Annotated in this window: 22 protein-coding genes and 3 tRNA genes; 7 read left to right on the top strand and 18 right to left on the bottom strand. The window is 38.4% G+C overall.

All coding sequences use genetic code 11. The features are described 5' to 3' along the window. The first annotated feature begins 27 nt into the window (after positions 1 to 27). A complete protein-coding gene (gene proB / locus ACK1JC_RS10995) occupies positions 28 to 1,161 on the top strand; it encodes a glutamate 5-kinase (RefSeq protein WP_409511916.1) in 1,134 nt (377 codons plus the stop codon). 114 nt (positions 1,162 to 1,275) lie between these two features. Here the strand turns inward: proB and ACK1JC_RS11000 are convergent, their stop codons facing one another. Continuing rightward, the gene (locus ACK1JC_RS11000; protein WP_409511917.1) at positions 1,276 to 1,920 is read right to left on the bottom strand and encodes an HAD-IB family hydrolase; all 645 of its coding nucleotides are present in this window, start codon (positions 1,918 to 1,920) and stop codon (positions 1,276 to 1,278) included. Then, positions 1,893 to 3,095 carry a DUF1615 family protein gene (locus ACK1JC_RS11005; protein WP_409511918.1) on the bottom strand — a complete coding sequence of 401 codons (1,203 nt, stop codon included), beginning with the start codon at positions 3,093 to 3,095 and terminating at the stop codon, positions 1,893 to 1,895. Before ACK1JC_RS11005 ends, ACK1JC_RS11000 begins: the two co-directional genes overlap by 28 nt. An 83-nt stretch (positions 3,096 to 3,178) precedes the next feature. On the opposite strand from ACK1JC_RS11005, the gene dusB reads away from it, so the two are divergent. Beyond that, positions 3,179 to 4,204 (top strand): tRNA dihydrouridine synthase DusB, encoded by a 1,026-nt coding sequence (gene dusB, locus ACK1JC_RS11010; protein WP_409511919.1) that lies wholly within the window; start codon positions 3,179 to 3,181, stop codon positions 4,202 to 4,204. 79 nt (positions 4,205 to 4,283) lie between these two features. Continuing rightward, on the top strand, positions 4,284 to 4,811 hold the full coding sequence (locus ACK1JC_RS11015) for a DinB family protein (protein ID WP_409511920.1): 528 nt from the start codon (positions 4,284 to 4,286) through the stop codon (positions 4,809 to 4,811). Positions 4,812 to 4,827: 16 nt separating this feature from the next. On the opposite strand, the gene ACK1JC_RS11020 is transcribed toward ACK1JC_RS11015, so the two are convergent. The 7 genes from ACK1JC_RS11020 to ACK1JC_RS11050 all read right to left on the bottom strand — a co-directional run bounded on the left by ACK1JC_RS11020 (position 4,828) and on the right by ACK1JC_RS11050 (position 11,395). Further along, a complete protein-coding gene (locus ACK1JC_RS11020) occupies positions 4,828 to 5,871 on the bottom strand; it encodes an NAD(P)H-dependent flavin oxidoreductase (protein WP_409511921.1) in 1,044 nt (347 codons plus the stop codon). A gap of 180 nt (positions 5,872 to 6,051) precedes the next feature. Beyond that, positions 6,052 to 6,753 carry a VIT family protein gene (locus ACK1JC_RS11025; protein WP_409511922.1) on the bottom strand — a complete coding sequence of 234 codons (702 nt, stop codon included), beginning with the start codon at positions 6,751 to 6,753 and terminating at the stop codon, positions 6,052 to 6,054. A gap of 76 nt (positions 6,754 to 6,829) precedes the next feature. Next, positions 6,830 to 7,459, bottom strand: coding sequence for a DUF2238 domain-containing protein (locus ACK1JC_RS11030; protein WP_409511923.1), 630 nt, complete (start codon positions 7,457 to 7,459; stop codon positions 6,830 to 6,832). A gap of 98 nt (positions 7,460 to 7,557) precedes the next feature. Then, positions 7,558 to 8,946 carry an adenylosuccinate lyase gene (gene purB / locus ACK1JC_RS11035; protein ID WP_409511924.1) on the bottom strand — a complete coding sequence of 463 codons (1,389 nt, stop codon included), beginning with the start codon at positions 8,944 to 8,946 and terminating at the stop codon, positions 7,558 to 7,560. Positions 8,947 to 9,003: 57 nt separating this feature from the next. Beyond that, complete coding sequence (gene hflD / locus ACK1JC_RS11040; RefSeq protein WP_409511925.1) at positions 9,004 to 9,735, bottom strand: high frequency lysogenization protein HflD; 732 nt, start codon at positions 9,733 to 9,735, stop codon at positions 9,004 to 9,006. 33 nt (positions 9,736 to 9,768) lie between these two features. Further along, a complete protein-coding gene (mnmA, locus tag ACK1JC_RS11045) occupies positions 9,769 to 10,905 on the bottom strand; it encodes a tRNA 2-thiouridine(34) synthase MnmA (RefSeq protein ID WP_409511926.1) in 1,137 nt (378 codons plus the stop codon). A 4-nt stretch (positions 10,906 to 10,909) separates the two neighbouring features. Continuing rightward, a complete protein-coding gene (locus ACK1JC_RS11050) occupies positions 10,910 to 11,395 on the bottom strand; it encodes an NUDIX hydrolase (RefSeq protein WP_409511927.1) in 486 nt (161 codons plus the stop codon). A 202-nt stretch (positions 11,396 to 11,597) separates the two neighbouring features. Between ACK1JC_RS11050 and ACK1JC_RS11055 the strand changes: the two genes are divergently transcribed. Continuing rightward, positions 11,598 to 11,816 carry a hypothetical protein gene (locus tag ACK1JC_RS11055; RefSeq protein ID WP_409511928.1) on the top strand — a complete coding sequence of 73 codons (219 nt, stop codon included), beginning with the start codon at positions 11,598 to 11,600 and terminating at the stop codon, positions 11,814 to 11,816. Between the two features lie 12 nt (positions 11,817 to 11,828). Here the strand turns inward: ACK1JC_RS11055 and ACK1JC_RS11060 are convergent, their stop codons facing one another. The 6 genes from ACK1JC_RS11060 to ACK1JC_RS11085 all read right to left on the bottom strand — a co-directional run bounded on the left by ACK1JC_RS11060 (position 11,829) and on the right by ACK1JC_RS11085 (position 14,799). Beyond that, positions 11,829 to 12,275: a DUF2726 domain-containing protein gene (locus tag ACK1JC_RS11060; protein WP_409511929.1), complete on the bottom strand. Its 447-nt coding sequence runs from the start codon at positions 12,273 to 12,275 to the stop codon at positions 11,829 to 11,831. A gap of 60 nt (positions 12,276 to 12,335) precedes the next feature. Continuing rightward, positions 12,336 to 12,411, bottom strand: a tRNA-Asn gene (locus ACK1JC_RS11065). A gap of 267 nt (positions 12,412 to 12,678) precedes the next feature. Further along, a tRNA-Asn gene (locus tag ACK1JC_RS11070) sits at positions 12,679 to 12,754 on the bottom strand. Positions 12,755 to 12,759: 5 nt separating this feature from the next. Further along, positions 12,760 to 12,835: transfer RNA gene (locus tag ACK1JC_RS11075), tRNA-Asn, on the bottom strand. A 412-nt stretch (positions 12,836 to 13,247) separates the two neighbouring features. Then, positions 13,248 to 13,874: a superoxide dismutase gene (locus ACK1JC_RS11080; protein ID WP_409511930.1), complete on the bottom strand. Its 627-nt coding sequence runs from the start codon at positions 13,872 to 13,874 to the stop codon at positions 13,248 to 13,250. A gap of 166 nt (positions 13,875 to 14,040) precedes the next feature. Next, positions 14,041 to 14,799, bottom strand: a complete 759-nt coding sequence (locus ACK1JC_RS11085) for a Nif3-like dinuclear metal center hexameric protein (RefSeq protein WP_409511931.1) — start codon at positions 14,797 to 14,799, stop codon at positions 14,041 to 14,043. A 171-nt stretch (positions 14,800 to 14,970) separates the two neighbouring features. On the opposite strand from ACK1JC_RS11085, the gene ACK1JC_RS11090 reads away from it, so the two are divergent. Together ACK1JC_RS11090 and ACK1JC_RS11095 are read left to right on the top strand one after the other, a co-directional pair. Further along, positions 14,971 to 16,146 (top strand): S1C family serine protease, encoded by a 1,176-nt coding sequence (locus ACK1JC_RS11090; RefSeq protein WP_409511932.1) that lies wholly within the window; start codon positions 14,971 to 14,973, stop codon positions 16,144 to 16,146. Between the two features lie 177 nt (positions 16,147 to 16,323). Further along, positions 16,324 to 17,091 (top strand): class II aldolase/adducin family protein, encoded by a 768-nt coding sequence (locus ACK1JC_RS11095; protein WP_409511933.1) that lies wholly within the window; start codon positions 16,324 to 16,326, stop codon positions 17,089 to 17,091. A gap of 69 nt (positions 17,092 to 17,160) precedes the next feature. Here the strand turns inward: ACK1JC_RS11095 and ACK1JC_RS11100 are convergent, their stop codons facing one another. From ACK1JC_RS11100 to ACK1JC_RS11110, 3 genes are all read right to left on the bottom strand, one after another. Beyond that, positions 17,161 to 18,159, bottom strand: coding sequence for a Tim44 domain-containing protein (locus ACK1JC_RS11100; protein ID WP_409511934.1), 999 nt, complete (start codon positions 18,157 to 18,159; stop codon positions 17,161 to 17,163). Positions 18,160 to 18,453: 294 nt separating this feature from the next. Further along, positions 18,454 to 19,839: a DNA repair protein RadA gene (gene radA, locus ACK1JC_RS11105; RefSeq protein WP_409511935.1), complete on the bottom strand. Its 1,386-nt coding sequence runs from the start codon at positions 19,837 to 19,839 to the stop codon at positions 18,454 to 18,456. Between the two features lie 176 nt (positions 19,840 to 20,015). Next, a complete protein-coding gene (locus tag ACK1JC_RS11110; RefSeq protein ID WP_409511936.1) occupies positions 20,016 to 21,371 on the bottom strand; it encodes an alanine/glycine:cation symporter family protein in 1,356 nt (451 codons plus the stop codon). A 423-nt stretch (positions 21,372 to 21,794) separates the two neighbouring features. Between ACK1JC_RS11110 and ACK1JC_RS11115 the strand changes: the two genes are divergently transcribed. Then, positions 21,795 to 23,192 (top strand): amino acid permease, encoded by a 1,398-nt coding sequence (locus ACK1JC_RS11115; protein ID WP_409511937.1) that lies wholly within the window; start codon positions 21,795 to 21,797, stop codon positions 23,190 to 23,192. The last annotated feature ends 612 nt before the right edge of the window (positions 23,193 to 23,804 follow it).

The following is a 23,804-nucleotide window of genomic DNA, read 5'->3' on the forward strand; positions in this document are numbered from 1 at the left end:
CTTTGGAAAAGGATAACTGAGGGCAAAATGGTAGAAGTGGTGGATGGGCAACGTCAGCTTGGTGCGTTAAAACGCATTGTTGTGAAAATCGGATCTGCATTACTTACAGCAAATGGCAAGGGTTTGGATCTCAATGCAATTTCGCATTGGGCAAAACAAATTGCCGATTTACATCGTGTAGGACATGAAATTATTTTGGTGTCTTCAGGTGCGGTTGCTGAAGGTATGGTTCGTATGAAGCTTGACAACCGACCCACCGATCTACCAAGTCTTCAGGCTTGTGCGGCTATTGGGCAAATGGGCTTGATTCATACGTGGTCAAGTGTGTTAGAGCAACATGCTATTCAAACGGCTCAGGTTTTATTGACTCACGATGATCTAGCAGATCGTCGCCGTTACTTAAATTCGTGTGATGCATTACAAAATTTAATTGATTGGCGTGTGATTCCTGTTATTAATGAAAATGACACTGTTTCCACAGATGAAATTCGCTTTGGAGATAACGATACTTTAGCTGCGATGGTTGCAGGTCAAGTCCATGCCGATTTGTTAATTATTTTGACCGATCAGCAGGGTATGTTTGACTCAGATCCACGTTCAAATCCCAATGCGAAATTGTTTTCAACGGTTCGTGCGATGGATGAAACACTGTTTGATATGGCGGGCGGCGGTGGTAAGTTTGGTCGTGGTGGCATGTTGACCAAAGTTCGTGCTGCACGTTTGGCGGCAAAGTCAGGTTGTCCAACGCTCATTGCAAGTGGTGAAAGTGACAATGTACTTTCACGTTTAATGTCAGGTGAATTGCTCGGTACGTTCTTTATAACCGATGATGACCGCGTCACAGCACATCAACAATGGCTTGCAGCACATTTGCAAACAGCAGGGCGTTTGGTTATTGATGATGGAGCTGTAAAAGCGATTAAAGAAAATCACCGTAGTTTATTGCCTGTGGGTGTAAAAGCTGTAGAAGGGCATTTTGAACGTGGTGATGTAGTGGAATGCGTTGATATTGCAGGTAATCGGATTGCAGTTGGGCGTGTGAATTTTAGTTCTCGTTCAGCTGAAATTGTGAAAGGTTTATCATCAGATAAAGTGCATCAAGTGCTAGGTGAAGCTCGTTCACTTGAAATGATTCATCGTAATCATATGGCAATCTATTGATTTTTTAATTATATGAATCATTTTGATTATTCTTGATGAGCTGTTATAGAAACCTCGCTATGGTGGGGTTTTTTATACTATATATTTTTAAAATATCGACATAAATAAATATTGTTAGTTAAATTCTTCCTTCGCTATTTGGGGTAAAACTCGATCTTCTCCGACCATATATTTAAAATCGGCAAGGCTAAGCATATCTAAATCTTCTTCACTATTACCATAGGCATAAATTTTTTGATATTGATCAAGATTATAGCGTTCTAAAATGCGTATTTTTTTTTGTTCGCAACTGCAATCGGGTGTGGAATAATCACCTGAATATTTCCCATTAATGATTTTAGTACCTGTGCAAATCAAATTTATATTTAAAAGATGACAAATAATTTCTAAATAAATATCAATAGAGGCTGAAACGAGAACAACATCATCCCCTTGTTCTTGGTGATCTAATAATTGTTGATATATTTTGACATCTAATTGTCCCATCAACTGATGTGCATATTCCTCAGCAATATCTTGTATTTCGGAAGCTTTAGCATCTTTAAACATGGCATTAAAAAGTTTTATACGCATTGAGTTGGCAGGATAAATATTTAAATAATACGCTTGAATCCAAGGTAGTATTTTAAGACCTTGCTTCACAATATGTCTTTTAGATAAAGCATAGAAAATGAATCCTGTGAAACTGTCTTTTTTACACAGGGTTCCATCAAAATCAAATAATGCGAGATTTATATTCTTTTTGCCCGTTGCATGCATGTGTCATATCGTCCATTGACCCGGCTTGCATACCAATTGGTATTGTAGTCACGGCTCAGTTTAGGGCCTGAAATAACGACTTCAGGCATAATGGCATAAATAGGATCTTTTTGAGTTTTTTCAGTATAAATTTTAGAAACAGCAGCATAAGTCTGTGTTTTTTCAAAGCCTTTTTCTTTCTCTTTTTCTAAATCATTACGTAACTGACGTGGCGTAATTAAAACATTATTTTGTACAAATAGATTGAGCAGGGCTTTTTCAGTGGTTGTTGTTGCGGCGCGTGGATTGCCATTTTTATCATAGGACAGCAAATCACCATCAAGATCTAAATCGATACCGGATGATTTTTCTATCATTTTTTGAAATGCTGCATTGCGACTTGAATACATACCTGAGTTATAGTCTGCAAAACGATAAATTGGTTTGTCATAATTTGCAGGATACATCATTAAACGATGAATCCCGTAGTATAAACCGCCGTATTGAGTATATAGATCATCACGTAATTCATTGATACTCATACTGCTACGCTTATTATCTTTGGCGTAGTTGATATGAACTTGCATTGAACCCAGAGTCGTAATTGGATTTAATTTTTCGGCAAAATCCTGCCCAACCAATTTGGCAGCACCTGTTAATGCACTTACGTGATAATGCTTTGACATATAAGCAAAAATTTCTCGATATAATACATCGAGCTCTTTTTCATTTTTGACTTTGCTCATTTGCTTTAAATAATTATTTTCAGGTGATGGTTGATTTTTTAAGACATCCTGAAAATAGCCTGCCAATGGTGCACCAATGGTTGTACCTAATTTATCTTCAAATTTTTCTTGTAAACGACTACTGACTTCTTTAACCGCTTTTGCACCTAGACCGGGAACATTAGGATTGGCAATAAAGTTCGACTCTTGATCGACGACAGCAATAATTGAACAGATATTCTCTTTATTGCGTGGAATTTTTAACTCTTCAGTAATTGCGTAAATATCTTTTGCCCAAGACGAGCGATCATTAACCCGAGAGGGAATGAGTTTTCTGATTTGATCACTTTCTAGTTTTGGCTCGTCATCATTAGACCACCATGAACCATTACCACAGCCAGCAATGCTGATTGTCAGTGCAAGCAAAGCACTGCTACGAACGAATAAATTACGATGTACAGATTTTTTCATAATGATGAAAACGCATCCAGAAAAGGGTGAGTCAGAAACAAGGTTGCAGTATACTATGATCGTCAAAAAATGTATGAATATATATGTATATCGGTCCGTATCAACTGTCAAATAATTTAATCGTTGCTCCGATGGCGGGTGTGACAGATCGCCCTTTTAGAACACTTTGTAAGTACTTTGGTGCAGGGCATGCGGTCAGTGAAATGATGACATCAGATCAAACTTTACGAATGAGTAAAAAAAGTTTGTATCGTGCAAATTTTGATGGCGAACTTGCGCCTATTTCTGCACAGATTGCAGGTTCTGAGCCTCAAGAATTAGCTGAAGCAGCACGTTATCAAGTGGCGAATGGCGCACAAATTGTCGATATTAATATGGGTTGTCCTGCTAAAAAAGTCTGTAGCAAGCTTGCAGGTTCGGCATTACTCAAAGATGAAGATTTGGTTGCGCGTATTTTAGATACAGTTGTTGCAGCGGTTGATGTCCCTGTAACCTTAAAGACACGTTTGGGTTATTTGAATGGTAATGAAAATATCATGCGCGTTGCAAAACGTGCTGAAGAAGCAGGCATTGCAGCACTTGCTTTGCATGGTCGTACACGTGAAGATATGTATTTAAATACAGCACGTTATAGCTTGATTAAAGACGTTAAAAGCATGCTATCGATTCCCGTCATCGCCAATGGTGATATTGATAGCCCTGAAAAAGCCAAGTATGTATTGGATTATACCGGTGCGGATGCAGTCATGATTGGACGTGCTGCGCAAGGTCGTCCGTGGATTTTTCGTGAAATTGCCCATTATTTACAAACAGGTGAGCATTTAGCAACGCCTGAAATTCAAGAAGTCAAAGATGTACTTTTAGGGCATTTATCTGAGCTATATCAGTTTTATGGTGAATATTCAGGTTGCCGTATTGCACGTAAACATATTGCTTGGTACACCAAAGGCTTACGTTCGAGTAATGAATTTCGTCAAAGTATGTATAAGGTTGAAAATACTGCTGATCAGGCTAAAGTGGTTGAAGCGTATTTCAATCATTTACTTTCGGAAGGAAACATTATGAGCGATGTTCAAGTTGAGCAAGTGAATTTACTCGATACTAAATAAGTTGAAATATAGAGAAATTAAAGTTGCCTTTGTCGTATGGTTGAATCAGTTTAGTGTGAGAATTTGTTAGGGGAAATAGATGGATTTAGACAGTTTATTGCTCATGGCACAATACAATATTTGGGCGACTCAGCGGCTATGTCAAAATTTAGAAAGTGTATCTGATGATGATTTTTATAAAGATGTAGGGCTTCATTTTAAAAGTATATTTGGAACTTTAAATCACTTATTACTCGGTGAGCATTATTTATGGTATTCGCGATTTGCACAGGGAATATCACTAAACTTAAAACTCAATAATATTATTGAAGCAGACCGAAATAAGAGTTTAGAGCAATTACGATTAAAGTCTTATCAGTGGCTTCCCTTTATTGAAACACTCGATCATGAACGTTTACACGGAAATTTAAGCTATACCCGAGTAAATGGTGAACAGTTAACGTTACCATTTATGCCAACTTTATTGCATGTTTTCAATCATGGTACGCATCATCGTGGACAGGTTACAGCTGCTATGACAGCAATGGGTTATGAATGTCCAGAATTGGATTTGGTTTATATGCTTGTAGAACAAGAGAGTGCCAAAGCCAATTCTAATCAGGCATAACTACATCAAATATGCTTTATATTTGATTCATTTCTAAAATCAATTGATTAATTAAATCTCTTGCTTCAAGTTCACGAATTTGAGCGACATTACTACCTGCCCAAAAAGCGCCATAACCAACATCGCCATTTTTTATAGCCAAAGCATTCAACTGTTTAGCAAGATCATAAGCATAAGGATAAGGTGCAGTTTTAGGACGTTCAGGTAAATCAATTTCCATCTGCCAATGGTTGATAATGCCACGTGCAGGACGACCTGAAATACTTGCAGTTACTTGAGTAATCGGTTGATTTAGTAAGGCTTGACGATAAGTAGAGTTGGCACTTGAAGTTTTACATTGGACGAATGCTGTCCCAAGTTGCACAGCACTTGCACCCAAATTCAGCATGTATTTGATTTGTTGTCCATTCATAATACCACCCGCTGCAACTACGGGCAGAGTGCAATTTTGAGTGATCAATCGAACTAAATCTGCAGTTGTAATCGCTGCATCAAAAGTAGGATTGAAAATACCACGATGTCCTCCTGCTTCAATACCTTGAGCAATAATGATATCGATGCCTGCCTTTTCAATGGCACGAGCCTCAGCAAGATTGGTTGCAGATACTAAAGTTAATATACCTGCTTCTTTGAGTTTGGTAATTTGATGTGGATGTGGAATGCCAAAATGAAAACTCACAGCTTTGGGTTTGGTTTCTAAAACTAAATTGAGAAAGTCATCATTATCTTTAAAACTTGGATAAATACATTTTAATTCCGTCGGTGCAGGGCTATTGTATTTTTCAAATACAGGACGAATGTAATCAATCCAAAGTTGCTGTGATTCAGCACTAGATTCAACAGATTTATGACAGAAAAAATTAACTTGAAAGGGATGGTCGGTTAGGACTTGCGTGTCTAAAATTTGTTTACGTGCAGATTCAACAGAATTTGCACCTAAGCCGAGTGAACCAAGTCCACCTTGATTGGATACTTCGGCGGCTAAATCCGGAGTTGAAACGCCTGCCATTGGTGCGAGTAAAATCGGGTGTTTAATGCCGAGTTGTTGGGCGAAAGACATGCGCTTGCTCCTGTTATTGATCGGATTACTTTGCCCAAGCCTTTAGCAATATGCAAATTATGTTGGTTATTTATTTAAAAAATGTATTCTAAATATACCTTATTGGTGAGCTTATATTTCTTGCATCAAATAATCAGAAAGTTTTGGGTTTTACTGTCTTTATATAAAAGGCGTAGTGTATTAAAGCGGTGTAACTTGGAACAACGATCCAATCCAACTTGAAAAAGCCATGGCTAAAATACCCGACATCGTGACACGTAAACTGCCTTTCCATAACGATGTTCCTGCATAATAACTCGATAATGCACCAAGTAAGGCAAGAGAAATCACACCAACAATGATTACTGATGATTCAATATATTGCTCAGGCGTAAATAAAATGGATAATGTTGGAAATAATGCACCCATTGAAAACGATAGGGCAGAATACAGTGCCGCTTGAATTGGTTTTGCAGATGTGGCATCAACAATACCAATTTCATCTCGAGCATGGGCTGCAAGTGCATCTTTAGCCGTCAATTGAACTGCGACTTCATGTGCTAATTCAGGTGAGAGTCCGCGATGAATATAAATTTGTGTCAGTTCTTTAAGTTCTAAATGCGGATTGCGATCTAACTCTTGAGCTTCAAATTTTAAATCGGCTTCCTCAATGTCAGCTTGTGATTTGACAGAAATATACTCACCCGCAGCCATAGAGGTTGCACCTGAAATTAAGCCTGCAATACAGGTAATTAGTAATGTGTGTGTAGATGCACCACTGGCGGCCATTCCCATAACAAGGCTTGTTACCGAAATAATGCCATCATTTGCCCCTAAGACTGAGGCACGTAACCATCCTGTACGATGGATAAAATGTTGCTCAGGATGTTGTGAATATGACATTGTAAATGATTCTCAATATTATTTTAGTGGGTGCAATGTTAATGTAATTGCGTTACGTTGTCATGCTTGGTATGGATCACTTTTTACTTAAAAATAGTCCTGCAAATATGGCACCAATCGTTGCAAGGAACATATCTTTGTGTGCATCCCAAATATCACCTTGTTGGCCGTTGTAGTTTTCGGCTTCTTCGGGAGATAAGCCAATAGCAATCCACCATTCAATCCATTCATAAAATAAACTGCTTGCCATGACAAATTGAATCACCAGAATAAACCATATTTTGGGACTTAGACTGGGTAACCAAACTTGAAATAGTCGATAAAAAAATGGATATAACAATAGACCATAAAAAAAATGTACTAAACGATCGAACATATTACGATCCCAACCCATGGCGTTGTTCAGGTCAAAATGTAGATATTGAATCATCCAATCATTATAGGGGACATAAGAATAGAGATAATGTGCCGCTAAAACATGCACAAGTAAAAAGCATATATAAAGGAGGAATGTAGAGAAACTCAGTCCAATTTTCTTTTGACAGAGAATCAGTACAATCAACATGAAAGCCGTACCGACTTGATGCAATAGATAAGATGAAAATTCTAATGGATGGATGCTGGCAAGTATGATTGCAATAAAAAGTATAGTTAAAGTGAACCAGTGTTTTTGAGTGAAGCTGTGATAGATTGTTGTATGGAGCATGTTATTGTTTTCTTACGTTTAGTCCATGCTAGTTTAAACAGAATAGAATAAAAAACGAAGCCGAAGCTTCGTTTTTTAAGAATGATGTTTGTAAGTTTTTAGATTTTTGAAATTAAATCTTTAACTTGTTTTGCTTGCTCAGCGGCATTACCTGTATAAGTTGCAGGTGTCATTTCGGCTAAACGTGCACGGTCTGCTACTGGTACAGCTTCAAGTTCGTTACCATTGACAAAATCAACCATCATGTCACGCGTCATTGCTTGACCACGAGTCAACGCCTTTAATTTTTCGTATGGTTTTTCAACATTGTAACGACGCATAACGGTTTGAATTGGTTCAGCCAATACTTCTTGTGCATTGTCTAAATCTTCATTAATGCGTGTTGCATTGAGCTCAAGTTTACCAATCCCTTTTAAGCATGCTTCAAAAGCGATTAAGCTTTGTGCTAAACCAACACCCATGTTACGAAGAACAGTTGAGTCAGTCAGATCACGCTGCCAGCGAGAAATTGGCAATTTTTCGCCAAGATGAGCAAGGACAGCATTGGCAAGACCTAAGTTTCCTTCAGAGTTTTCAAAGTCAATCGGGTTTACTTTGTGTGGCATCGTTGAAGAGCCTACTTCGCCATCTTTCAAACGTTGTTTGAAGAAACCTAGAGAGATATAACCCCAAACATCACGGTTAAAATCGATTAAGATTGTATTGAAACGGCGTAATGCATCGAACATTTCAGCGATGTAATCGTGTGGTTCAATTTGTGTGGTGTACGGGTTGAAATCTAAACCTAAAGATTCAACAAAAGCTTGCGAATGTGCAGGCCAGTTAATTTCAGGGTAAGCAGAGTAGTGAGCGTTATAGTTACCTACAGCACCATTAATTTTACCTAACAATTCAACTTGTTTGAATTGTTTGATTTGACGTGCAAGGCGGTAAGCCACGTTCGCCATTTCTTTACCCAAAGTTGTTGGGCTTGCAGTTTGACCATGTGTACGTGATAACATAGGTTGTTCTGCATGTGTTTCAGCAAGAGTTGCAATCGCATCAACGATTTGTTGCATAGATTCAACAAGGACTTCACGACCGCTTTTGAGCATTAATGCATGAGACAAATTGTTGATATCTTCAGATGTACACGCAAAGTGAATGAATTCACCTGCATTTTTAAGCTCATCAATGTGTGCAATTTTTTCTTTCAGGAAATATTCAACCGCTTTTACATCGTGGTTCGTTGTACGTTCAATGTCTTTAATACGATTGGCATCGGCTTCGGAGAAATCAGTCAAAATCGCATCTAAAGCTGTATTGGTTACAGTAGAAAATGGTGGAACTTCAGTGATTTCAGGACGATTTGCAAGCGCTTGCAACCAACGTACTTCAACGGTCACACGAGCATGGATTAAGCCAAACTCAGAGAGGAAAGGACGAAGAGCATCACATTTGCTAGCGTAGCGTCCATCTAATGGAGAAAGTGCGGTTAAAGCGTTCATAACGATTCCTTAAAGGCTGGAATTAAACGTAAAACAAAAAAGCGTGTTACACATCAGTTAAACCACCTGATACTGTAAACGAGCGAGATCCTGAATATCTTGAAGTAACTTACGTTTACTGAAAATCATATTCCACGAACTACCACCGAGCTGTCGCCACAAGTGCGCCATCTGTAAGCCTGTAAAGAGCGAAGCACGAATACGGTTGGTATGGGATGAATCTTTAAATGCCTCAGCATTGCCGCGAACCATAATGCGAGGATTAATTTGTCCTGCTGTTTCTACATAGGTTTGCGCTAAGTTGGCAATAATACTGGGGTGCATATAATTATTGTCGAAAAAAGACAGTTGTCGCAGTATTTTTTGCTGAGACTGCTCAATAATTTCGACATATTTAGGGTTGCTATAGACCTTCTTTTCCAATGCTAAAAGCGACATGGCATAGGACATGGGTAGTTTTGCAGCGGATAGTTTAGGCAATTTTGATTTAGGTGAGGTATTGAACGGCTGACTAATACTACTTTCTAATGTTTTTAGACCAAGTGAGATATCGGCCAATTGGGTAAAAAAATTGAGTGTTTGGCATGATGCAGTTTTACTTGAACGAATATTAAGGCTAGCTTTTATCAATTGTTCAAAATAAAAGTTACTACTGTCCCCCACGTTTTGGCGACCAGATAGGGCTGTCATATGCGTTAACTGTGTTGCCTGAAAAACGGCAGCCAACGCCAAAGCTCTATTTTGACGTTGGTTGAGTGTTTGAGGCTGTTGAAAGGGCAACTCAACCATGCCTAATTCCTTTACACATTAATGATCATGATGTTAGTCAATAAAATCAGGTTTTGGTGCATTGGTATGATGAATAACACCACCACCTAAACACACTTCATCTGTATAGAATACAACGCTTTGACCTGGAGTAACAGCACGTTGCGGTTCATCAAACTCAACACGTACTCCATTGGATGTATTGCTATCTTTAAACAATGTACAGGTTTGATCGGCTTGGCGATAACGAGTTTTTGCAGTACAGCGGAAACCTGTTTCAGGAATTGCTTGTTCACCTGCAACCCAGTCAATCGTTTCCGACCACAGCATAGTGCTTTGCATGAGCGGATGTTCGTGGCCTTGACCAATCACGAGGCGATTATTTTCAATATCTTTATGTAGAACAAACCAAGCACCTTCTTCAGTACCTTTTAGTCCACCAATACCAATGCCGCCACGCTGACCGAGCGTATAGTACATTAAGCCGTGATGATCACCAACCACTTTCCCATCATCAAGTACGATTTTACCTGGTTGTGCCGGAAGGTATTGTTTTAAAAAGTCATTAAAACGGCGTTCACCAATAAAACAAATACCTGTAGAGTCTTTTTTCTTCGCAGTTGCTAGACCTAGTTCTTCTGCAATCTTGCGTACTTGAGGCTTTTCAATTTCACCAACAGGGAATAATGTCTTATTAATTTCACGGCCATGTACAGCATGTAAAAAGTAAGTTTGGTCTTTGTTATTATCTACACCACGTAGTAAAGGTGCATATTGATCACCTTTAGAATTGGTTTGTGTTGCGCTACGACGACAGTAATGACCTGTAGCAATAAAGTCTGCACCTAAGTTTACGGCGTGATCTAAAAAAGCACGAAATTTAATTTCTTTATTACATAAAATGTCAGGATTTGGCGTTCGACCCGCAGCATATTCTGCTAGAAAATGCTCAAACACACGATCCCAATATTCCATTGCAAAGTTTGCTGTATGTAGTTTGATGCCAATTTTATCGCAGACGGCTTGCGCATCGGCAAGGTCATCCATAGCGGTGCAATATTCCGTACCATCATCTTCTTCCCAGTTTTTCATGAAAAGCCCTTCAACTTGATATCCTTGTTGAAGTAAAAGTGCAGCAGAAACAGATGAATCTACACCACCCGACATACCGACGATGACACGTTGTTGCATAGGATTAGGCATCCAAATTTGAGATGAAAGGAGAGTTTTGGTGCTCATAGATGAGCGAAAGTGGGTATTTTTGCCCAGAAAGCGCATCTTGTACAGCTTTAATCACTAAGGGGCTACGTGCGCGAGCGGTTTCGAGTAATTCATCGAGTGTCATCCACTTTGGGCCGACAATGCCTGTATCAAGTTCAGCTTCAGGGAAATATTCAAGTACATGCGCTAAAAAGCAAAATCTATAATAAGTACGGTCAGGAAACATAGGGGGGGTATAAGTATAAATGCCAAGTAAGGCATCGACATCGACCGCATGACCTGTTTCTTCCATGGTTTCACGAATTGCCGCTTGAATAATAGATTCACCTGCTTCGACATGACCTGCAGGTTGATTGAACACAGTATGCGTTACACCTTCGCCATGTTCTTCTACAAACAGGAATTTTCCGTCTTTTTCGACAACGGTTGCAACAGTAACGTGGGCAGTCCAAGCGGTCATGATCAGCACCATAGGAAAGAGAGGGCTTATTCTACAAAATTTAGAGCGTGGTGGCTATGTCGATTTACGATTTCTATGTTTAGACGACTTTAAATTGTAAGAGATGATCATACATAGTCTTACTAGGAAAATCCTTGTCAAGGATTGTGTCATTACAATAAATCGAGTAGTTTGTTGTGCATGAAATTGTAGGACTGTGATGATGCAAAATGATTCCCAAAAAAAATCCCGTATTATTCTGTTTGGAACCTTAGCAGTCATGATTCCGATCGTAATTTTGGCAATTGTTTTTTTTGCGGCAAAAAATGATGCAGAAAATAAACGTGAATATGATCAAATTCGATTGGAACAAGCTCAGAGAATTGCAGAGCGTGAAGCTCAAGAAACGGCTGAACATGTTTCAACTGTAGTGGCACATTAAGTGCTTTTATTTTTAGTGAATAATATCTTTTTTTAATGTTCGAATACTTGGGATTTCGGTATAACGAGAAACCTTGTAACCTGCCTGAGTTAACATCTTATCTCGACTTGCATCTTCCTTCTCCTTGCCAATGTGGGAAGGATCATCAAGTTCAATAATTGCGATCACCTGCATTTGCATATCTAAAATCACAAAATCAGTCACTTTACGATTGAATTTCGCTCGTAGTTTATATTGTTGGCTGGTGATCAGTGCGCTAAAGGCGACTTGTGCAAGAATGTGGTGTTGTGGAAAAGCTTCATTTAAACGGAGAAACATTTTTTGTTCAAATGGAGTAATCACTCTGCGAGCATAATAATCTTGAGAATGAAAAAAACGCTGTCCAAAAAGAATAAACAAGAGTGCCAAAGTTGCACAGCAACCAATGAAAAAAAAGACTAACTGTGATGTGTCAGGCATGAGAATGAAAAAATCAGTTGAATAAGAAAAACCCACTCAATTGAGTGGGTTTTTAGAATTTGGCTCTCCAACCTGGGCTCGAACCAGGGACCTGCGGATTAACAGTCCGTCGCTCTACCGACTGAGCTATTGGAGAATCTGATGCGCATTCTATGTGGCAAATGCGAATCGGTCAAGGAAGAAAGTCATAAAAAGCTATATTTTTTATTTAAATGTTTTAAAAATAAGCATTATTAAGTTTGATTGAACATTATGCTTGTATGATTAAAGGTAAATGGATTGCCTTTTATTTTAAGAGGAGGCTACAGTATTATCTTTATGTGATTTGGAATTATTGAAGAGCTATTTTAGAAAATATATGCATAAAAAAGCCCACTTCATAATGAGTGGGCTTTTTAGAATCTGGCTCTTCCACCTGGGTTCGAACCAGGGACCTGCGGATTAACAGTCCGTCGCTCTACCGACTGAGCTATGGAAGAATAGATGGCTCTCCAACCTGGGCTCGAACCAGGGACCTGCGGATTAACAGTCCGTCGCTCTACCGACTGAGCTATTGGAGAATCTGATGCGCATTCTATGGATGAAATGGAAAGTGGTCAAGCAAAATGACAAGAAAAAAAGGTTAAGTGTTTTTTTATTGTTCAGATTCGAAGTTTTTGCTTATATATTGATTATTTTTGAAGTTTTTAAACTCATTTGGGTGAATGATTTGATTATATTTCAACATTTTGCATTGTCAGTGCTTAAGTTTTTTCAACAATTTTTATATTTTGATCTTATATTGCAGTCATAAAGAAGTATGGATTGTAAAAATTATAAATTTTTACATAGGTGTTTTTCACGGAATAGGAAAAACAACTCTATTGTTTAATCCATTTTAAACTGGGTTTTATTTATTGAGTACAGATGCATCATTCAATATAAAAAAATCGCCCAAAAGGACGATTTTTTAAAGAATTAAAATTTTAATTCTTATTTTTCAACACCAGCAGCAAGACCTGCATATTTAGCGTTTGCATAATCCCAGTTTACAAGGCTTTCAAGGAAAGTTTTGATGTAAACAGGACGTGCATTACGGAAATCGATGTAATAAGCATGTTCCCAAACGTCAATTGTTAATACTGCAACTTTGCCATGAGCAAGTGGAGTATCTGCATTTGCAGTTTTAAGAATAGAAAGGTCACCATTTGCTTTATCAGCAACTAACCAAGCCCAACCTGAACCGAATTGAGTTGTTGCAGCGGCAGCAAATTCTTCAGCAAATTTTTCATAAGAACCGAAAGCTTCATCAATTTTAGTCGCTAAAGCACCAGTCGCTGCGCCGCCACCATTTTTAGCCATACAGTTCCAATAGAACGTGTGGTTCCATACTTGAGCAGCATTGTTGAACACACCTGCTTTAGAAGCATCGCCTGCAACAGCAACGATGATTTCTTCTAAAGTTTTACCTTCAAGGTCAGTGCCTTTGATCAGGTTGTTTAGGTTTACAACATAAGTGTTGTGGTGTTTGTCATGGTGAAATTCTAAAGTTTCTTTGCTGATGTGCGGTGCAAGATCTTCGTAACCATATGGAAGTGCTGGTAAAGTAATCGTTGTCATGTTTTCAATTCCTTGCTTTTTGCTGGGTTTTGACATTAAGTGGCTTTATTGTAATAGATTCTAAGAATAAATGTGCATTGCGACAAATAACAATACACAATAATGTCTGAATTTATACGAATAAAGAAAAATGCCAAAATCAGATCGATGAAAATAACCCAAAATATTAAATCGGATTGTTCAATTCGAAATAACTATACTCAATATTAAACTGTTCTGAAATAGCTTTGGCGAGTCGTTGCACACCATAGCGTTCAGTTGCATGGTGCCCACAGGCATAATAATGCACATTTAATTCTTTGGCTTCATAGAAAGTGCGCTCTGAAACTTCACCTGAAATATAGGCGTCACAGTTCATTTTTGCTGCTTGAGCAATAAAATCTTGTGCACCACCTGTACAGAAACCAACTTTTTGAATGAGTGATTTTTCTGCAGGTAAGTGAATCGCATTAAAACCTAATTTTTCAGTGACTAAGTTTTTGAAGCCTTCAGGTGAGATGGCATTTTTTAAATAGCCAATATTGCCAATAGGATGACGCTCACTAGGATCTAAAGGTCCAATATTGTCTAACTCTAAAATATCTGCAATGGCAGCATTATTTCCTAAAGTTGGGTGACTATCTAAAGGAAGATGGTAGCCGACCAAAGAAATATCATTTTGAATGAGTGATTTAATCCGTTTACCACGCATGCCTGTAATAGGGTAGGCTTCACCTTTCCAAAAAAAGCCATGATGTACAAGTAACAGGTCAGCATTTTGGGCAATTGCTGCATCAATCGCATCTTGGGATGCAGTCACCGCGCATAAAATTTTACGTACTTCAGTCTTACCTTCAATTTGTAAGCCGTTTGGTGCGTAATCTTTGAATTCTGCTGCTTTGAGGGTGTGATCACACCACTGAATAATGTCCTGAAGTGTTGTCATATCAAACCTAAAATAGAACAAAAAAATATACAGACATCAAAGCATATTTTGAATTGTAACTAAAGCTGAACAAATCTTTAAAATGAAATTTAGGTATTGGACTAAAATTTGATTACAATAATGAAAATGTTAGATTCATCAATATATTAAAAAAAATTCGAGGATAATACAGTGCGCCGTTCATTTACTTGGTTACCTTGGGTATTACTTGTGATTGTGATTGCTAGCTTTATCGGTTGGCAGAAGTTCCATCAGCCAAAAGCACCCATTTCAGCTGATGGTGTAAAAATGCCTGCGGAAAAAGTTGAACCGTTGGTCGATACGACCCGTACAGGTGGGGTGGTTTCTTATAATGCTGCGGTAAAAGTAGCAGCACCTGCTGTGGTCAATATTTTTACGACACAAAAAGTAAAACAAAAACATCCTTTACTTAATGATCCTGCATTCCGTGAGTTTTTTGGTAATCAAATACCTGAAGAAAATCAGGGTGATAGTGAGAATAGTTTGGGTTCAGGCGTGATTGTGCGCCCAGATGGTTATATTTTGACAAATAATCATGTGATTGCGCAGGCTGATCAAATTGTTGTTGCATTACAAGATGGTCGCCGTGCAGTTGCGAAAGTGATTGGTACAGATCCCGATACCGATATTGCTGTAATTAAAATTGAGCTTGATAAATTACCCGTTTTACCTTTTAAACTCAGTGGTAATGAAGTCGGTGATGTTGTTTTAGCGATTGGTAACCCATTTGGTGTAGGGCAAACGGTGACACAAGGGATTATTTCTGCGACAGGTCGTTCAGATTTAGGTATTAATACTTATGAAGATTTTATTCAAACGGATGCTGCGATTAATCCTGGTAACTCAGGTGGCGCGCTGATTGATGTTGCTGGTAATTTAATTGGTGTCAATACGGCTATTTTTTCTCAATCCGGTGGTTCATTGGGCATTGGTTTCGCGATTCCTGCAAAAATCTGTCAACAAGTGATGAATTCGATTTTGAAAGATGGTCGAGTCGTTCGTGGATGGTTAGGCATTAGTCTAATGGCACCGCAACAAGATGATGTGTTGAAACCGCGTCAAGCAGGTGTAGTCGTTGCAGATGTGTTGAAAACAGGGCCGGCAGCAATGGCAGGGTTGAAAGTGGGTGATAATATAATTAAAGTAAATGATGAAGTCATTACATCAACTTCACATCTAATTAATTATGTTGCGCTTCAAGCACCAAATTCTGAGATTAAAATTGTGGTCATTCGTGATGGTAAACAACTTGATCTAACCGTGAAAGTGGGTGAGCGTGAGGTTCAGCCAACTAACTCTCAGTTCATTCCGTTACCGCAACGTTAATTTTGAATTATGTTTAAATAAAAAGCTCTGACAATTCAGGGCTTTTTTTTATGATTAAAAAAATGATATTTTCATGAGCATCACAAGTGATATAAAAAAGCATGCTATAAGTGATAAGACGTATTGTTGTAATACGAAAATAAGCATTAAAACAATGATTCAAAAAGGATTTTAAAAATGGATAGACTTGAACAGACTAGACCAAGTCATATTAAGGAGGCTGAGTGGAATGCACGTTGTGAATTGGCAGCCCTGTATCGACTGATTGCCTATTATAAAATGACCGATTTAATTGATACCCATATCAGTTTACGTGTACCTAATGAACCAGAACATTTTTTAATAAATTGTTATGGTGTGACTTTTGACCGTATGAAAGCATCTGATTTGGTTAAAATTGATCATGAAGGAAGAATTGTTGAAGAATATGATCAAGGTAAAATGGTAAATGTTGCTGGTTTTGTTATTCATTCAGCTTTACATCATGCACGCGAGAATATCCACTGTGTCATTCATACCCATACTGCTGATGGAATTGCGGTTTCAGCACAGGAGCAGGGTTTATTGCCACTATCACAACATGCACTCAAATTTTATAACAATATTGCCTATCATGAGTACGAAGGTATTGCATTTTCAACGGCTGAGCGTGAGCGTTTAGTTACAGATATGGGGCAGTATAGATGCATGATTTTGCGTAATCATGGATTATTATCCACAGGAGATAGTGTGGCTCGGGCATTCCATGAAATCTACTTTTTAGAGCGAGCTTGTCAGGTGCAAATTAAAGCCATGAGTAGTTCTACATTACACTATCCTAGTGCGGAAGTTTGTGCATATACAGTGAAGCAGTTTGAGAGTGATGCTGCCGAACCGATTATCCAAATTGCATGGAAAGCGGCATTGTCTTTAATAGAAAATCAACAAATAGATTATTGTTCTTAATCTTTATTCAAAACAAAAAAACCAGTGTCGAAACACTGGTTTTTTTGTTTGTTCACTTTCAATAAGAAATTAACTTTCTTGTTGAATGCCTGCAACTAACCAATCTTGTGTCGAACCCGTAGGTTTCACAAAATGCCAAATTTCAGAGAATGGGACAGGTGCACTGTTTAAGTCTTCACTGACTGTACCAGTAAAACGTACGCTGACAATGAATTGACCATTGTCAGTTGCGCTGTCTGCAACCATTGCATTTAAGTTTGAAAATTCAGCAACATCTTGATCTTGGTTCGTCATAATGTCGTTATACATCGACTGGTAAAGATCAGGTGTTAAATAACGCTGAATTTCAGTGATATTGCTTGCCGTATTCATTGACTGAATGTGATTGAAACGCTGACGAGCAATACGTAAGAATGCAGCAGGTTCAGTACCGTCGGGTAACTGGTTTCCACTTTGAGTAGATGCAGAACCAAAAGGTGCTTGAACAGGCGCACCGCCACCGACTGATTGACCAAAAATATTGGTGTTCGTGCCTGAAGCAGTACGTTGTGTTGCATTATTCTGACCAAACGGTGCAGATGTAGGACCTGCATTGTTTGGTGCATAAGGATTATTGGTTGCTAATTTTTTTTTTGCGCCGAATTTACGGAACAAGAAGAATGCAGCACCACCAATCACAAGAAGCCAAATCCAACTAGGGATTCCACCTTTCTCTTCTTCCTGTTGAGCTACTTGTGCTTGCTGTTGTGCAGTCGCATCAGTTTTTGCAGGATTAGCATTGTCATCCGCCATTGCATTGGCAGCAACCGCACCAATTGCAGCACCAGCAACACCAGCTGCAACCATACCACCGACACCTGGACCAGATTTCTGTGGTGCTGTAGCAGGAGCCATCGGTTGTTGAGCAGGGGTTGCTTGGCGGGTTTGCTGAGATGACTGACTTGGAGCAGCAGAACGACTCATACCATGACTTTTACCGCCACCAGCACGTTTCGCTTCAGCTAAAGGAGCAACCACTAAAGTTGCCATTAATAGACCTGCCATCAAGCCACGCTGTCGAACTTCCATTGAGAATTCCTATTTTTAATAAATCAAAAAGTATCAATGTTCTTTATGCAGTCTTTTGCTATGAATTTCAATGGATGTGTTAGATTTTTGGACTAAAATTCACACAAATATAACGAATATTTTTAAAGACGAATAATGAGGTTATCAGATATAAATTTAAAAAATAGCTATGAAGTTGAATGGGTTTATCATATGAGATGAATTGATCTTTAAAAAGAGAATTCAGCGGATATTCTTAACGCTGAATTCTCAAAAAGTACTTTTAAAATTATTTTTTATAACTGGTGGTCAAAATTATGATTCATCACTGAGTTGCATTGCTTCTGTCAAAGCTTCGTGTAAACGAGCTACTGCAATAATTTGTACACCGGGAATGTTTTTTTGTGGTGCATTACCACGTGGGACAATAATGTATTTGAAACCATGTTTAATGGCTTCTTTTAAGCGTTCTTGACCGTTAGGTACGGGACGAATTTCACCTGATAATCCGACTTCACCAAATACCGCTAAATGTTGAGGAAGCGCTTTGGAGCGTAAACTTGAAGCGCAAGCCAGTAGTACCGCAAGATCTGAACCTGTTTCAGTGATTTTTAAGCCACCCACGACATTGACATATACGTCTTGTCCTGATGTTTGAACACCGCCATGGCGATGCATGACGGCAAGAAGCATATTTAAGCGGTTTTGCTCTAAGCCAAGTGCAACACGACGAGGCTGTCCATGAGCATCATCAACTAATGCCTGTACCTCAACTAAAAGTGGGCGTGTGCCTTCTCGGCTAATCATTACAATTGAACCGGGAATGGCTTCATCATAGCGACTAAGGAAAATTGCAGATGGATTGGCAACTTCTTTTAGACCTTTATCGGTCATGCCAAAAACACCGAGTTCATTGACTGCACCAAAACGATTTTTGACTGCACGAATCATACGGTAGCGCGAATCAGACTGTCCTTCAAAATATAAAACGCAATCGACCATATGTTCTAGTACACGAGGACCTGCAAGAGAACCTTCTTTGGTTACATGACCGACAATAAATAGTGCAGTGCCACTATTTTTCGCAAAACGTGTGAGTAGCGCGGCAGATTCACGAATTTGTGAAACTCCACCTGGCGCAGATTGTAAGGTTTCGGTATAAAGCGTTTGAATTGAATCAAGGATGGCAACAGCAGGCTGTATTTGAGCTAAAGTTTCACAAATACGTTCTACGCAGGTTTCTGCCATGACTTGTAGTCGATCTGTCGGTAAATCAAGTCGATTGGCGCGTAAAGCCACTTGAGAAAGAGACTCTTCACCTGTTACATAGAGTGCTGAACTATTTGCGGCTGCCATATAAGTGGCAGTTTGTAACAAAATGGTCGATTTACCAATACCGGGATCACCACCAATCAGTACGACAGAACCTGTGACCAGACCACCACCCAATACACGGTCAAATTCACTTATCCCCGTGCCTAGACGTGTTTCATTGGATACGGTAATTTGATTGAGCAAGGTAACATTGGCAGCTTGTCCTGTATAACCGCCACCCATAGGTTTAGCACGATGTGTGACCGTTGGCTCAATACGAACTTCGGTTAAAGAATTCCATTCACCACACTCTGAACATTGACCTGCCCATTTAGAATGGTCAGCACCACATTGTTCGCAACGGTAAACAGATTTAACTTTAGCCATAATTGAGATCATCCATAAAAAGCTCAATCACTATACATGATTTTACTAGTGATTTTAGAAGATGATTTTAATGAGAAAATGAGACTATAAAAAGTGGATTAAAGAAAAGAGCGACTATTTTTGTCGCCCTGATGCGATGCTATTTTTGTTTAATAATCTAAATCAAGAAATTATACTTAGTACAATTCGCCTGATTTGCGTTTATCCAAAAAGTCTTTGGTTTCTTTCACAATAACGGTTGACAGAAGTAAGAGTGCAATTAAGTTTGGAATTGCCATCAGACCATTAAATGTATCTGCGAAGAGCCATACTAAATCTAGTGTTGCGACTGTGCCGATAAACACTGTAGCGATATAAATCAGGCGATAAATGAGAACAAATTTTTCACCTAATAAATAAGTTGCGCATTTTTCCCCATAATAGCACCAACCTAAAATTGTAGAATAGGCAAAGAAGATAATACCAAAAGTGACAACCCAACCACCGACACCAGGAAGTAATCGATCAAAAATATGGGTGGTCAATACTGCACCTGTTTCCGTACCAAATGTATTACCTGCAACAATATATCCCATAACAAGTACAATGCCTGTAATACTACAAACAATAATCGTGTCAATAAATGTCCCTGTCATAGAGACTAGACCTTGACGAACAGGGTGATCGGTTTTAGCTGCTGCAGCAGCAATGGGCGCAGAACCCATGCCAGCTTCATTTGAGAAGACACCTCGCGCTACACCATAGCGAATCACTGCACCAATCGCACCTCCAGCAACAGCCTGACCTGTAAAAGCATCGACAAAAATGAGTTTGAGTGCGGGAATTACCAAATTTAAATTTGTTAAAATAATGGCTAAACCACCTAATACATAACCAATTGCCATAATAGGAACGATGAATGTTGCAGCTTTTGCAATGGATTTAATACCACCTAAAATGACCAATGCAGAAAATACCGTAATGACAACACCTGTAATCCACGTTTCAATGCCCATACTGTTTTGTACAGCGAGTGCGACAGTGTTGGATTGGACTGAGCTACCAATTCCAAAAGAAGCAATGGTTCCAAATAGGGCAAATAAAACAGCAAGCCATTTCCACTTGAGACCATGCTCAATATAGTACATAGGCCCGCCTGATTTTTGCCCATTTTCATTTGTGGTTCTATACTTTACTGCAAGCACAGCTTCACCGTATTTGGTTGCCATACCTACAAGTGCGGTCATCCACATCCAGAAAACTGCCCCAGGACCACCGAGTACGCATGCAGTGGCGACCCCAGCAATATTGCCTGTCCCAATGGTCGCTGACAGTGCAGTCATAAGTGCACCAAAATGGGAAATATCACCCTCATGATCTTTAGATTTTTCATGACGACCAAAGACTTGCTTAAAGGCAAAAGGAAGTAAGCGGAATTGTAAAAACATCAGTCGAAAGGTGAGAAATACACCTGTTCCAACCAGTAAAATCAGCATATAAGGTCCCCAGACCCAAGCGCTGAGTGTTTCCATAATCGATTGAATATTTTGCATAGTACCTTCTTTTTATCTGTCCATTTTTATACATAACAGCCTGATTAAGCGAGCAATTGTTATGCCATCCTTGTTATTTTGATGATGCACTATTCTATTTTTCGTGGTATTGATTACTCCTTAATTAATTTTTATGACTGATCTATATTGTTTTTTTCAATCTTTTTCTTTTTTGACATAGATTTAATTGAGATACAAGTCCGAATATTTTTCTATAATGCTAAAATCATAATAAATTTTAATATATGATTTTTATTATTTTATTTTAATAGAGCTTAAATGTTGTAGTGGTCGTAGTTTGGTGTATTTGACCGTTGTTTAAAAACAAGTGGTAATAATTAATAATCAGTTCAAAAAAAAATTTTTACTTTAGAAAAAAATCAGCTAATTTGTGAAGACTATTTGCTTTAGTCGAATTAAAAAATGTCAAATGGAAATTACAACGCTTCCGAAGGTGGAGAGTTAGCAAGAAGTCTTTCAAATAGACACTTGCAGTTAATCGCGATTGGTGGTGCGATTGGTACAGGGTTATTTATGGGGTCAGGTAAGACCATCAGTTTAGCTGGACCCTCAATTTTATTTATTTACATGATCATTGGTTTGATGGTGTTTTTCGTCATGCGTGCGCTTGGTGAATTATTACTTTCAAATTTACAATACAAATCATTTATCGATTTCTCTACAGACTTAATTGGTCCTTGGGCAGGTTATTTTGTCGGATGGACCTACTGGTTGTGTTGGATCACGATTGGTATCGCAGATTTATCGGCGATTATTTATTACTTACAGTTTTTCAATAACGGACTACCCTTTAGTCCAACTGAAGGTGCTTTGATTAGTGTTGCCGCTATTTTTTTTATCATGGGGCTAAATTTAGTCACTGTAAAATTGTTTGGTGAACTCGAGTTCTGGTTTGCACTGATTAAAATTATTGCAATTGTCGTACTGATTTTAGTCGGTTTTTGGATGATCTTTACAGGCTTTGAATCTGCTGCAACAGGTCAAGTTGCTTCATTTACCAATCTTTGGTCTCATGGAGGTTTTTTCCCGAAAGGTTTTGAAGGCTTCTTGGCCGGCTTCCAAATTGCAATTTTTGCATTCGTAGGTGTTGAGCTCGTCGGTACAACGGCTGCGGAAACCAAAGATCCTGAAAAGAATTTACCAAAAGCGGTAAATTCAATTCCAATTCGTATCATTTTCTTCTATGTATTGGCATTGATTATTGTGATGTCAGTAACACCGTGGAATGCTATTGATCCAAAAGTCAGCCCATTTGTAAACTTGTTTAGCCAAGCAGGTATTGCTGCTGCTGCAATCATTATGAATTTGGTGGTGTTATCTTCAGTGATGTCATCAATGAACAGTGGTGTATTCTCAACAAGCCGTATGTTATTTGGTTTGTCACGTGAAGAGCAAGGTCCGAAAGCATTTGGTCGCTTAAATAAACGCGCTGTACCAGCAAACGCATTGTACTTTTCAGGTGTGTGTTTATTAGGTGGGGCTGCATTACAGTACTTTGTACCAAATACCGTTGAAGCCTTTACTTTGGCGACAACACTATCAACCATCTTGTTTATTTTGGTGTGGATTATCATTTTGTGGAGCTACTTGGTGTATTACAAAACACGCCCAGAGTTACATGCAAAATCGGTATTTAAACTACCAGGTGGTCCAATCACATGTTATGTGGTTATGGCATTCTTTGTTGGTACGATTGGTATTTTAGCTTTAGAACCAGATACACTTAAATCTTTGATGGTAAGCCCAATTTGGTTGATTATCCTTGCAATTGGTTATTTTACTTTTTATAAGAAAAAATAATCGCATCGAAGTTGTATGATAAAAAACTGTCGAATGGGAACATTCGGCAGTTTTTATTTTTACGACAGTGTGTGTCGTTTGATATTGGAAAATATTGTTTTTTAATTATATTATTTTTATATAAATAAATTTAAAAACTAAAAGAGAAAAATATGCCGACCATTGCGACTCAGAAAGAAACGAGTACAGGGAAAATCTAGGATTATTTAAAACTTGAAATTGAGTATCAAATAACAACACTGAAGCAGATTTTTGAACAGTGTATTGTTGTCCAATTTCAGATCATTGCAGATAAAATGTCAACAGATACAGCAGAAAAGGTTTTAAACGTCTAGAGAATTAAAAGATTTATGGCAGCGTGTGAGTGAATTGAGTAAAAATTTAAATATTTACGCCAAAGATTTTGAGCATTATTTTATTCAACAACGTCAATGGGAATATTCTTTTTGGTAAGACCATGTTATTTCACACGGTATTTTGAGATGGATAGGATAATGTGAGTGCGCCATCTCGTTATTGTAATGGGATTCATGCTATTTCAGATCATTGCAGATAAAATGTCAACAGATACAGCAGAAAAGGTTTTAAACGTCTAGAGAATTAAAAGATTTA

The sequence above is a fragment of the Acinetobacter sp. TY2 genome (genome assembly GCF_046269225.1).
Lineage (GTDB): Bacteria > Pseudomonadota > Gammaproteobacteria > Pseudomonadales > Moraxellaceae > Acinetobacter.